The organism is Agrobacterium radiobacter, from assembly GCF_040801995.1.
In the GTDB taxonomy this organism is placed as follows: Bacteria; Pseudomonadota; Alphaproteobacteria; order Rhizobiales; family Rhizobiaceae; genus Agrobacterium; species Agrobacterium radiobacter.
On sequence record NZ_JBEGHX010000001.1, the window covers coordinates 879,979 to 889,727 of the forward strand.

Here is a 9,749-nt window from a genome sequence, read left to right on the forward strand (position 1 = left end):
GTCTCAGCCCTCCTGCTTTGCGGGTGCTGCGGCGAGCATGGCGCGGTACGTTTCTTCCGGCTTCATTGCGGAAAAGCGCTTGGCTTGCTCGCTATGAGCCGCATCTTTCATTTCTTCGGTAGGTTCTTTGGGAACAAGCTGCCAGCCGTTTGCCACATTTTGTTCCGGCCGGTTGGAAACACCTTTCCTTGTTTCGGAAAGGACATTCCCATCTTTCTCGATTTGATCAGCTTGTGTTCCCCTCGCCACGTCCTGCACCTGTGCGGAGAGGGCGGATAAATCGCTGTCGCGCTGTGCGAGCCATTCATTATCCGCCTCGTACTCGGGGAAAACCTCTCCGTTGTAACCCTGCGAGGATGCATCGAAGCCAGCTTTGTACGCATCGGCCAAAGCCTTCACGGCCACGGATGGCGCGGGCTGTGGCTCCGCAGCGGACATGGCGATCTTGAACCTGTCGCACATGATATCGAAAACTTCCTTTGCGGTCCTGCTCTCTATACCGACGATCGGTCGCGTCAGTTCACTCTGCATGGTGTTCGCCTCCTGTGCTGGCGAGGGCTGATGCATCCTCAGGAGGTTCGCCAACTGCGGCTTCCCATCCGTCGTTGAAGCCGATGATGTAAGGGCGATCAGTTTTAAGCCGCTTCACCTCGGCCTCTGCTGCCTCGGCTCGGGCTTCAAGCGTCCGGTTCAATTGCTGATTTTGTAGGTGCAATTTCCGTTCACGCTCAAAAGCGGCGTTGGCTCCGCGGAGTTTCTTTTCAGCGGTGGCCGCACGCCTCAAAAGGCCTTCGTTTTTAGCCTGCAAGCTTTCGAGGGTGGAGAGGAGTTCGGAGATGGCCTCAGGGTTGACGGCGGCGATGTAGCGGGCGTTGGCGTAACCTCTGTCAGCGAGGATATCCCTTGCTGTGAAAACCTTAAAATCGCCAGCAAAGATCGAAAAATAGAATTGAGCATCAATCTTGCTTTCCCAAGGTCCCGGCGTCACGCCTTCCAGCGCCTTCTTGATCTCTTCCAATGCGGTCATTGCACGCTCCGCTTCCAAAGGACGTTGCCTTCCAAGTCTTCGATTGAGGTGAGGTGATCGTTCAGCGCCGCGTGATCCTCGGGCTTGCACTTCTCGCTGGGCTGGATCGGATACCAGCCGTCAGCCGTGCGCATGATCCAGAGCGTGTCGAGCAGTTGATTTTCCTGTTCGGTCATGGCGTATCCTCGCGATAGAACGTGACGGGCCGGTAGACGACTGCCTTCTTGGGCTTTTCGGATTTAGGGAAGGGCTGGGACTTGATCGTCTGCTTCGGGCGAGTGATACCCAGATGCTTTTTGCGGATAGCCGCGACCTTGGCCTTCTCGGCAACATCGAGTGCTGTTTTTTCGACGTGGCATTTGCGATGGGCGGGACGCAGGTTCGTTTCCCTGTTCTCGCCGCCGTTGATCAGCGCCTTGACGTGATCCAAATCCCACTTCTGGCCTACCTGGATTTCACACTGACAGAGATGGCAAATACGCTTGTCGCGAGCCATGATCCTGTCGCGAACCGACCCGGGCGCACGGTGATCATCGGTCTTACCGATCCATTCATCAACCGATCTGGTCATGGCCGATCCTTTCGCCGGTGCGCGGATCGATCCATGCCTGCTTTGGAAGTGGTGTAGACGTCCACATCTCGACCAGAGCTTTGCCCATCGTAGTGGTACGGGCTACCCCGTCTTCGTAGAAAAGCACTCCAAGATCACACAGGTGGCTGATTTCTCCGGAATAGATCGGCGCGTCAGACCGTGGGAACCTGCCCGTGCTGGTGTGGTGGTGTAGGATGATTTCGATCTGGTACGGTGTCCACATCACATCTTCCCTCCCAGCGCACGTGTCAGACGCTTCCACCACGGCAAAGGCTTAGGATTGCGTGATTGAATTTCGCGCTGTAGGATTGCGGTCGTCTCATCCCGCTTGGCGATGTATGCCAGCGTTGACGGGCGAGCATGGGGGTAACGCTTCAAATGATCGTGGATCGTGGTCATTTCGCCTCCAATGCTCTTTGATAGATGAGCGGGTTTGCCAGAGAGACGCGAACCGGTTTGTGGCCGTCATGAAGCTCTAGCCGCTTATTGAACTCGATGATGATTTTCTGAGGGGTTGCGGAGATGACGCGGGTCATGCTGCTCTCCAATCATTGGAACCTTCATGAAAGCCGCCGCGTATCGTCTCGGTCAGGTGAATGCCGTTCTGGTCGCAGAAGGCGATGGCATATGTGATGAGACTGGCGGCGCGGGCAACCGACATCCGCGACGTGCTTTCCCGGACGTTGACAAATTCGCCCTCCAATCCGGGAACAAAGTCAACTTCGCCCTGAGTGGCCTTGGTGTGACCAGAGACGAGTAGAACTTTCCATTCGTCGGCGTTCCGCTGCTTCCCAGCCCATAACATGCCGGACTTGGCAATATCTGTGCAAATCGCGTGGAACTTTGCGTTCTGGTCTAGGCTGCGTTCTCCGGGGCCAACGCTGACAGCGCTGCCAAGTGGGGCCTTGATGATCTCCTGAATGGCGTTATCGCGTACCCGGTCGTTGATGATGATGTAGCGCTTCTTCTGGCTCATGGCGCACCTAGAACGGCAAATCGTCGTTAAGGTCGTCATGCAGGTTGCCGTAGCTGTCCTTGTCGCGGCCACTTGCCTCGCCATAGGATTGCTGGATTTCCTGTTTGCGCTCATCCTTGCGCTTGAAGGACAGAGACTGGAACTTGCCCTTCTGGCCGTCCTTCGTCCATGCCGATACCCAATACTCGACGCCGTCGATGATGGCCGTACCGGTAGCATTCGGGTGGCTGTCTTTTTCGCGGCGGTCGTTCTTGAAAAGGGTGCCGCTCATATCACGTTTTTCGTAAGCCATCACGCGGCCTCCTGTTTCATTTTGGGAAGAAATGCAGCCCTGTTGCGAACGTGGTCCCAAGGGTCTGCTGTGAATTTTTTGAACCGGGGTTTGCCCTGATTGTCGGCCGCCTCACACGGAACCCAGGTATTGCCGAGATCGTAGAGATACCGACCGATGCCCCACGACACGGCGGCACGCTTCAAGGCGCTGGAGAACGCACCCTTTTCGGCCTCAACGTCGGTATCGCCGGCTCCATCGGATTTCCAAACCCATTGTCCATTAATGAAAATGCCAATGCGACAACCAAGGCGGTCCTTCCCGGCCTCGAAATGTTCGCTCTGCCAGAAGGCTGGCGTGCATACTTGGTCAAGGCGATCCATAACGTCGCGTGCATCGAGATAGGCTAGCGCCAGAGCCGCATAACCGTCGCCGCGAGCTTTCGTCACCATCTGGGCGCGCCAGTGAACCTGATCGGCATTGAAGGGCCGGTGAAGGTCACGCAACTGTTCAAGCGATACGCTATCCATTTTCATTCTCCCTGCGTTTTTCAAAGAGCGGGCACGCACCCGCATTAACATCCTTGCAGCGAAGGTAGGGTTCTTCGTTTGACCAGTATTCCGGGTGGACGAATCCTTGGCCCTCAAGCCGCTTGTGTTTCAGGCAAAGCCAGCCGGTCGGGCTTCTCTTGCGAGATTCCGCGACGACGAATTCGCAGTCGGTGCAAAAGGTCGGGGTCATGCTGCGGCTTCCATTTCTGCCGGCGGCGCGTACCAAGCTGCGCGTGTCTCGTACCAATCAGCGCGCTCGTCGCATTTGTCGGCTTCGGAAAACCATTTGGTGCGGAGGTGATCTGGAGTATCTGGCTTCTCAGCGTCGGCGCGGTACTCTGCTGCGAGACGGCGCGCCATACGTGCGCCTTTCATATGCTCGGCGTATGGATCTACCATTTTGGATCCTCCTGATGGATGATTGCCTGCTGCCGGTAATATTCGTTGGCCTTGATCATCGCCGCGCCGGTTGCTAAGAAAAGCAGTCCGTGAATGAGGATTGCCCATTCCGTGCCGATGCGGAGTTTCGTGAAATTCCGCTGCAGAGATACGTTTATCTCCGTCGCCCGCCGCGTTGACGACTTCGCCTGAGCGAGCGCAACAATCTCCGCGTCATCCGCTTCTTGTGTGTTGGTGGTGGAGAAAGCGTCCATCACGAGCGGCCCTCCGCTTTGGCGATGGCGTCCTGCATCTGCTTCTGCAAGCCGTTGAACAACGGATGGCAGGTTCCGTTGAAGTCCATGGCGGCATCGATCCGTTTCAGGACTTTCAGGAGATCAGGAGCGGCGGCAAAAACGTGAGGTCCGTAAGAGCCGAAGTAACCAGAGAAATCGACGTAGATGTCATCCCATTCTCCCTCGACATGAAGATGGTCGCTTTCAACGCCGAACAGCCGATCTTCGCCGTCGCCGCGCTTAATTACGCTCAACGGGCCGGGGCCTTCGATTTTTACTTTTCGCCTTGCGATGCTCATTTTCCTGCCCTTTCATGCGCGGGTACGCTGACAAAGCCCGCTGGGTGGTGTGTTGTTACTCTGACAAAGCCGGTGGGTTGGTTAGACTTGGGAGGGTTTGAGATTGATGCTGAAGCGCAGGGTCGTGATGTCGTAACCGCGATCTTCAAGCTCCTTGACAAAGGACCGACCGTGCGTGCCGAAAATTGGCTTGCCGGTCTCGATGTCAGTTCCTTCGAAGACGGTTGACAAAAACCGTGCGTCTGGCTTTGCTGAGCCAGCCCCGCCATGGACGTAGACGATACTCGGAGAGTTGTAGGGCTCATCCTTGCCGTACTTGGCCTCAAGCACACCCGGCTTTGGTGTAGGCACTCGCCAGCGCTTAATCTTGGCTTCGCTCATCTCCATCTCCATCTCCCGCTGCGCTGTGGTTACTTGGTGGGGGTCACGCTGGAGACATCCCAACGATTGATCACGTCGATAAGGACGCGCGTCAGAGCCTTTTGCTCGCGTGATGCAGTTGCGTCGGAAAGCGAACTAGCCAAAGCGCCGCTAATCAGCGCCAGCTTTTTCAGGGCCATTATTTCAACCGGTGAAATTGTTACTGCGCTCATTTCCCTATCCCTTGTCTGAAGCCCTTGGCGGGGCGGCTATTCGGCGGCTGTGAGAGCACCGGCCTTGTTGGCGATACGCGTTGCCGAGTAGATCGAGTTGGCCGTGATCTTGCGCTGCCATGCGCCGTTTCGCGGCGACCAGTTCCAAGCTGCGCCCTTGAGTTCGGAGATGATTTCGGGAGCCGGTTTCCCGTCAAAGACGATCTGGACGCGCTCGATGTCGTGATTGACCACGATTTTGACGTCGCCCACGATCACCTCTTCGGTGCCGGTCTTCGCGCCTTCAGGTTTCGGAGGGGCGACATAGCCAACCTGCTTCACGGCCTTGATTGAGGCCGACAGTGCGCGATCCTGCCAAGAGTAGAACTCGCCTGCCTTCTTCTCGAAAGCCGCCCAGATTTTCTCCTGACGACGAACCGGAAAGTTTGCGGGACCGGTGATCATGGTGGACATCATCCGGCTGCGCGATGCCCAGACGGCGTTCTGGCGCTGGATGTAGCCTTCACGGAAGCGTTCCGACTGTGCGACGGCTTCTGCCATGCGGTCTTCGTTATCCGCGACGGCGGCAAGCTTTTCGTTGAAATCCTGAATGGCGGAGACGTAGCTGGCGACTTCGCTTTCACCCCGGCGCTCCGGCGTGTGGCTGGTGCCGGCATGAGCGCGGATAGCTGCCTGAAGGCTTACGTCGGTCGGGAGAGGGGTTCTGAAAACGTTCATTGGATTTGCTCCGATTATTCTGCAGCCTGCAGATTCGCGCCGCGAACGATCTGCTCGGCCCACTGCGAAGGAAGAACGATGTCGGGGCGCTCGGCGTAGCAAGAGAACTTGACGACCACGCCGCCGAACTCGTCGGCATCGTCATTGGCCTGACCTTCGCTGCGATACTTGAACACGTCGTTCTCGTCAGACGTGAACTCGGTTCCGTTGAAAACACGGTCGCCGTCTTCAATTCGGTATCTGGTGACCTGTGCCATCGTCTCATCCTCATCCGGGTTGTTCCCGCCCTTCCGTTTCGTCGTCCCGTGGGAGCTTCATTCGGTGGGCTTGTGGTGGCAGCGAGATCGGCGGGTGAGGCTTCTTCGTCGCTGCTTGTGTATGGCCAGCATACACCCAACACGAAACGTGTCAACATAAATCGTGTTGAGCAACAAAATAAAAACACGTGGCGTGTTGCGAAATGTCGAATCAAAGGGTAAAAATGAAAAGCCCGCCACGAGAGATTAGCTCGGGCGGGCTGTTGGTGACGGTTTGACCGTGGGAAGTTTTCCCGTCGCCAAATTGATGCAATCGTTATATCATTACGGGCGCAAATTTCAAAGCAAAAACCTCCCAACGAGTTGCCGATCTCCCAAAAATCGGAGCATTCGTATCGAGATGCCGCGATTTTTTTCGGGCTAACCGATATTTGGACTGGCATAAGGCATGACACGCGGGCTAGGACGGCCCTGAACGCCCCGCAAGGGTGGATAAACGACGTAAGTGGTGAGGTTAGGCGAAAGCCACCAGCCGGGAGCGCAGGCCCCTGAAGATACCCCCGGGAGCATCCGGGTCTCAGCCTGGTCGATAATGCGTGTTGGGCTTAGCTTCTGACTATGGAATAAGACGGAATGGAAGTGATAACCTCACCCCCCGTCTTTGATACAACTATGCCTAAGCATTACCAGCTAGTGCGATGTAATGAACCGAATAGACTTGATTTGCAGGAAAGGTAAGAAGCTTCGGCGGGTTGAATTGCTCAAGGACCAATTCCTGGGCATTATGCCGAACGAACTTTTTCACGTAGGCAAGGATCGGGCCATGCTCCTCGGTTCTAATTTGGGCGATGACATAATCACCCTTCTTTACGCGCCGCACTGGGTCTACGAAGCAAACTTCTCCGTCTTCATATCGCGGAGACATCGAATCGCCGGCCACCTGTACGCCATATGCTCCGCGGATATCAGACAGCACCGGCGGCGCCATCGTCTCGTATAGAACGCTCCCATTCATATCAAACTCGCCGTCAACGCCTCCCACAGCACGGCCGTAAACCTTTATCTTTCGACCGAGACCTACCACTCTATCGCCTATTTTAGCATTTGGCGAATAAACTTCTGCTTGAAGAGGTTGAGTTTCGGTTAGGAGCGCATCGGCGGTCTTGCCCGTCATGATCCACAACGGGTCAACGTTGAACTTCTTGGCGTACACGGTTGCCTCTGCCAGATCGAAGTCGTTCTGCCCGTTCTCGTGAGCGCGATAAGTTGAGGCATTAACGCTCAGGGCCTTCGCGGCATCTGAGGCGTATTTATACCCGGCTTGTTCTCTTGCGGCTTTGAGCCGATCGGTTTTTTCCATCATGATTTCAACATATCGCAACATGCAACACGAAACATGTTGACTATGCGACACGAATAGTGTTGTATGGGTGTTATGGAAACACAAGCACCACTCACCGACCTCCAAAGCGTATTTGCCGCATTCGGCTCGAATGTGAAGCTGGCCAGCGTGTTGCGCGTTGGCCCTTCTGCTGTCTCTGAAATGAAGCGCCGCAACAACATCCCGGTTGAATACTGGCCCGCGCTTGTCGATGGGGCGAGGGAGATCGGTCGCGGTGACTTGACAATGGAACGCATGGCTTTCCTCAGCGCCGAAGCTGCGCTCGCCAAGAAGGAAACAGCAGCATGACATGGTCCACCAACATCACCGAAGCCAAGACAGGCGATTACGTGTGGCTGGCTCTGCCGGATGGGCGGGTAATCAAGTCGTGGTGGGCGCGCGGGTATTTCGTGGACGCTGACCTGATGTATCCGCCAATCGCTTGGCAGCCTTTCGTTAAACCCATTCATCCATTCGCATCCGCCAAGACGAGCGGTGATGCGCTGACCAAAGCCCCGATGAACGTAAGTCTCCCGGACACTGACGAGAGGAGCGGTGAAGGCGCCAACGCAGGAGGCCTGAATGATCGAGAAGTGAAAACGCAAAACCTCGAACATGCTGTGGAGTTCGTCAGTAGCTCCACAGCACCGGAACTCGCAAAGCAAGAGGAGAGCGCATCGTGATCTGGCAGTTCGCAATCTACGGCTTCCTATCGATGCTGTTCGCCTTCATCGGCGGCCTCTTTTACATCGCCGTCCAAATAAACAGAGAAGACCCGGATAACGAGGAGTGGGATTGATGGAAGACATCATCAACATGCAGTCCCTCCTAGCCGAGCTAATGGCAGAGGTAGACCGCATTAACCGAGAGAAGGCAGAGCGATGAAGAGTGTCGCGAAATTCATTGCCTTTGGCGCGGTAATCTGGGCTGGCGCCTTCACTCTTTCGGTCGGCTCTGCTGCCGTCTCGGATTTGTATGGGATTAGGTTTGATGCCGAAAGCACATGGTCGCGGATGATAACTTACTCGCTCGGCGTCGTCGCCGGTTGGGTTCTTCGTGAGATTTGAGCGCCCCTGAAACAGTCGCTCAAAGCGGGTGGGAGTTGTCCTCCCCATCTTCCACCCGCAACACTCTAACGCTCGGGAAGCCACCACGCAGCCTTAAAACCACAGCAGCGACGGCTTCACCGACAGGAATAAAGGCTGATGGCAAGTGCGGCTCGCCATCAGCATCCAAAGAGCGGGGCGGCGGCACATTGCTCTTTGGAAACAGAATTAGGTTCGTCTGATGCGGCGGGCCAGGATCGCGGACATCGTTGCAAGCTTTGCCTGCGATCCCATCATTTTCAACACCTCTGTGCATGTCGGCCTCCGTTGACGACGCCAACTTCGCACAGAGGATGAGAAATGTCTGACAATAGGATTTCGCAAAACGGAAATTTCGTTTCAGAGGATAGCATGTCTAGTACAGCGTTAGTTGAAGCAAAAGGATGGTACGACGATCTCATGGCGCGAGAATTTCGCGGCCGTGGCGATCGTGAGAAGTCCGCTCGTGGAAGGGTTGCCGACAAGATCGGGGTGCCTGAGACGTGGCTCTTCGACCTCCAATATAAATCACAAGGCAAGAAGGACGTTCGAGGCGCTCTCTATCGCGCCCTGATGCTCGGCATCCAGAGATATGACGCCCTTTGCCAAGCGAACGAGGATGCGGCGGATCGGTATAAAGCCGAACGCCTGAAACTGCGAGGCAATCATGAAAAGGCTGACGAAAAGCCTGCTTCGGCGGGCGTGGGAATGGATTCGTCTGAAGCTTAAAAGGAGAGAGCCGTGAAGCCGAAAAAGAGAAAGTTGAACAAGAATATCCTGCTTGCCTTCAACCGTCTTGAGCGGCTTGGCGGAATCCTTTGCCGTCAATTCTCAAGCTCTGAAGAGGCAATCAAACACGGCGGCAACTACATTTACTTCACCGTCAAGGACAATGTGAAATTCCCGACTGGTGCTGGTCGATTCATTATCGAAAACGGTTTGGCCACGTCTTCCGGCGACGGTCTTTTCGAGGATACGCCGCAGACGTTCAAGGCGGTGCCACGCCAAATGTTCGAGAGCTTCAAGGCTCAATTCGAGGCGCCGATAAATGGCTAAGAACGTACCGGCGAAAATAGAATTCCTAAACGGTGAAATCGAAGGCCTGCGCGCTCGTATGGCTGAACACGCCAACTCGGTGCAACGAGGGAAGCTCGGTATGCTGACGGATATACGGGACGATTACAAAGCGGCGGCAGAGGATGAGATCAAGCGGAGGATGGTGTCATAACCGCCTATTACAACGAGATCGACCCTTACGCCGCTCAATGGCTTCGCAACCTCATAGCAAAGAACCTCATCGCACCCGGCGATGTTGACGAAAGGAGT

The 9,749-nt window shown here is 55.6% G+C and carries 24 protein-coding genes; 6 read left to right on the plus strand and 18 right to left on the minus strand.

Annotated elements, in window-relative coordinates:
- Positions 1–3 precede the first annotated feature (3 nt).
- The 17 genes from MRBLRC7O_RS04380 to MRBLRC7O_RS04460 form a co-directional block, all read right to left on the minus strand.
- A complete protein-coding gene (locus tag MRBLRC7O_RS04380) occupies positions 4–531 on the minus strand; it encodes a hypothetical protein (protein ID WP_367727308.1) in 528 nt (175 codons plus the stop codon).
- The gene (locus MRBLRC7O_RS04385; RefSeq protein WP_367727309.1) at positions 521–1,027 is read right to left on the minus strand and encodes a hypothetical protein; all 507 of its coding nucleotides are present in this window, start codon (positions 1,025–1,027) and stop codon (positions 521–523) included. The genes MRBLRC7O_RS04380 and MRBLRC7O_RS04385 overlap by 11 nt, the downstream gene beginning before the upstream one ends.
- Positions 1,024–1,203, minus strand: a complete 180-nt coding sequence (locus tag MRBLRC7O_RS04390; RefSeq protein ID WP_367727310.1) for a hypothetical protein — start codon at positions 1,201–1,203, stop codon at positions 1,024–1,026. Before MRBLRC7O_RS04390 ends, MRBLRC7O_RS04385 begins: the two co-directional genes overlap by 4 nt.
- The gene (locus tag MRBLRC7O_RS04395) at positions 1,200–1,598 is read right to left on the minus strand and encodes an HNH endonuclease (RefSeq protein ID WP_367727311.1); all 399 of its coding nucleotides are present in this window, start codon (positions 1,596–1,598) and stop codon (positions 1,200–1,202) included. Before MRBLRC7O_RS04395 ends, MRBLRC7O_RS04390 begins: the two co-directional genes overlap by 4 nt.
- A complete protein-coding gene (locus MRBLRC7O_RS04400) occupies positions 1,582–1,842 on the minus strand; it encodes a hypothetical protein (protein WP_367727312.1) in 261 nt (86 codons plus the stop codon). The genes MRBLRC7O_RS04395 and MRBLRC7O_RS04400 overlap by 17 nt, the downstream gene beginning before the upstream one ends.
- A 172-nt stretch (positions 1,843–2,014) precedes the next feature.
- Complete coding sequence (locus tag MRBLRC7O_RS04405) at positions 2,015–2,155, minus strand: hypothetical protein (RefSeq protein ID WP_364652593.1); 141 nt, start codon at positions 2,153–2,155, stop codon at positions 2,015–2,017.
- Entirely contained in the window at positions 2,152–2,595 is a 444-nt protein-coding gene (locus MRBLRC7O_RS04410; RefSeq protein ID WP_367727313.1) for a recombination protein NinB, read from the minus strand. The genes MRBLRC7O_RS04405 and MRBLRC7O_RS04410 overlap by 4 nt, the downstream gene beginning before the upstream one ends.
- A 7-nt stretch (positions 2,596–2,602) precedes the next feature.
- Positions 2,603–2,887 carry a hypothetical protein gene (locus tag MRBLRC7O_RS04415; protein WP_367727314.1) on the minus strand — a complete coding sequence of 95 codons (285 nt, stop codon included), beginning with the start codon at positions 2,885–2,887 and terminating at the stop codon, positions 2,603–2,605.
- Entirely contained in the window at positions 2,887–3,396 is a 510-nt protein-coding gene (locus MRBLRC7O_RS04420; RefSeq protein ID WP_367727315.1) for a Rad52/Rad22 family DNA repair protein, read from the minus strand. The genes MRBLRC7O_RS04415 and MRBLRC7O_RS04420 overlap by 1 nt, the downstream gene beginning before the upstream one ends.
- A 207-nt stretch (positions 3,397–3,603) precedes the next feature.
- A complete protein-coding gene (locus tag MRBLRC7O_RS04425; protein ID WP_367727316.1) occupies positions 3,604–3,816 on the minus strand; it encodes a hypothetical protein in 213 nt (70 codons plus the stop codon).
- Complete coding sequence (locus MRBLRC7O_RS04430) at positions 3,810–4,073, minus strand: hypothetical protein (RefSeq protein ID WP_367727317.1); 264 nt, start codon at positions 4,071–4,073, stop codon at positions 3,810–3,812. The genes MRBLRC7O_RS04425 and MRBLRC7O_RS04430 overlap by 7 nt, the downstream gene beginning before the upstream one ends.
- Positions 4,070–4,390 carry an XkdD/Y8K6 family phage-associated protein gene (locus MRBLRC7O_RS04435; protein ID WP_367727318.1) on the minus strand — a complete coding sequence of 107 codons (321 nt, stop codon included), beginning with the start codon at positions 4,388–4,390 and terminating at the stop codon, positions 4,070–4,072. Before MRBLRC7O_RS04435 ends, MRBLRC7O_RS04430 begins: the two co-directional genes overlap by 4 nt.
- 81 nt (positions 4,391–4,471) lie before the next feature.
- Positions 4,472–4,771, minus strand: coding sequence for a hypothetical protein (locus tag MRBLRC7O_RS04440; RefSeq protein WP_367727319.1), 300 nt, complete (start codon positions 4,769–4,771; stop codon positions 4,472–4,474).
- A 29-nt stretch (positions 4,772–4,800) separates the two neighbouring features.
- Positions 4,801–4,983 (minus strand): hypothetical protein, encoded by a 183-nt coding sequence (locus MRBLRC7O_RS04445; protein ID WP_153315503.1) that lies wholly within the window; start codon positions 4,981–4,983, stop codon positions 4,801–4,803.
- A 36-nt stretch (positions 4,984–5,019) separates the two neighbouring features.
- Complete coding sequence (locus MRBLRC7O_RS04450; RefSeq protein ID WP_367727320.1) at positions 5,020–5,700, minus strand: hypothetical protein; 681 nt, start codon at positions 5,698–5,700, stop codon at positions 5,020–5,022.
- Between the two features lie 14 nt (positions 5,701–5,714).
- On the minus strand, positions 5,715–5,957 hold the full coding sequence (locus tag MRBLRC7O_RS04455; protein ID WP_367727321.1) for a hypothetical protein: 243 nt from the start codon (positions 5,955–5,957) through the stop codon (positions 5,715–5,717).
- Positions 5,958–6,633: 676 nt separating this feature from the next.
- On the minus strand, positions 6,634–7,320 hold the full coding sequence (locus MRBLRC7O_RS04460; RefSeq protein ID WP_367727322.1) for a LexA family transcriptional regulator: 687 nt from the start codon (positions 7,318–7,320) through the stop codon (positions 6,634–6,636).
- A gap of 63 nt (positions 7,321–7,383) precedes the next feature.
- On the opposite strand from MRBLRC7O_RS04460, the gene MRBLRC7O_RS04465 reads away from it, so the two are divergent.
- From MRBLRC7O_RS04465 to MRBLRC7O_RS04475, 3 genes are all read left to right on the plus strand, one after another.
- Positions 7,384–7,647 (plus strand): carph-isopro domain-containing protein, encoded by a 264-nt coding sequence (locus tag MRBLRC7O_RS04465; RefSeq protein WP_336376960.1) that lies wholly within the window; start codon positions 7,384–7,386, stop codon positions 7,645–7,647.
- Positions 7,644–8,021 (plus strand): hypothetical protein, encoded by a 378-nt coding sequence (locus tag MRBLRC7O_RS04470; RefSeq protein WP_367727323.1) that lies wholly within the window; start codon positions 7,644–7,646, stop codon positions 8,019–8,021. The genes MRBLRC7O_RS04465 and MRBLRC7O_RS04470 overlap by 4 nt, the downstream gene beginning before the upstream one ends.
- 198 nt (positions 8,022–8,219) lie before the next feature.
- A complete protein-coding gene (locus tag MRBLRC7O_RS04475) occupies positions 8,220–8,405 on the plus strand; it encodes a hypothetical protein (protein WP_367727325.1) in 186 nt (61 codons plus the stop codon).
- A gap of 19 nt (positions 8,406–8,424) precedes the next feature.
- Here MRBLRC7O_RS04475 and MRBLRC7O_RS04480 read toward each other — a convergent pair whose 3' ends face one another.
- Positions 8,425–8,700 (minus strand): hypothetical protein, encoded by a 276-nt coding sequence (locus MRBLRC7O_RS04480; protein ID WP_367727326.1) that lies wholly within the window; start codon positions 8,698–8,700, stop codon positions 8,425–8,427.
- Positions 8,701–8,795: 95 nt separating this feature from the next.
- On the opposite strand from MRBLRC7O_RS04480, the gene MRBLRC7O_RS04485 reads away from it, so the two are divergent.
- The 3 genes from MRBLRC7O_RS04485 to MRBLRC7O_RS04495 are packed head-to-tail and all read left to right on the plus strand — an operon-like array spanning position 8,796 to position 9,651.
- Positions 8,796–9,152, plus strand: a complete 357-nt coding sequence (locus MRBLRC7O_RS04485; protein ID WP_367727327.1) for a hypothetical protein — start codon at positions 8,796–8,798, stop codon at positions 9,150–9,152.
- A gap of 12 nt (positions 9,153–9,164) precedes the next feature.
- Positions 9,165–9,479, plus strand: coding sequence for a hypothetical protein (locus MRBLRC7O_RS04490; RefSeq protein ID WP_367727328.1), 315 nt, complete (start codon positions 9,165–9,167; stop codon positions 9,477–9,479).
- Positions 9,472–9,651 (plus strand): hypothetical protein, encoded by a 180-nt coding sequence (locus MRBLRC7O_RS04495; protein ID WP_367727329.1) that lies wholly within the window; start codon positions 9,472–9,474, stop codon positions 9,649–9,651. Before MRBLRC7O_RS04490 ends, MRBLRC7O_RS04495 begins: the two co-directional genes overlap by 8 nt.
- The last annotated feature ends 98 nt before the right edge of the window (positions 9,652–9,749 follow it).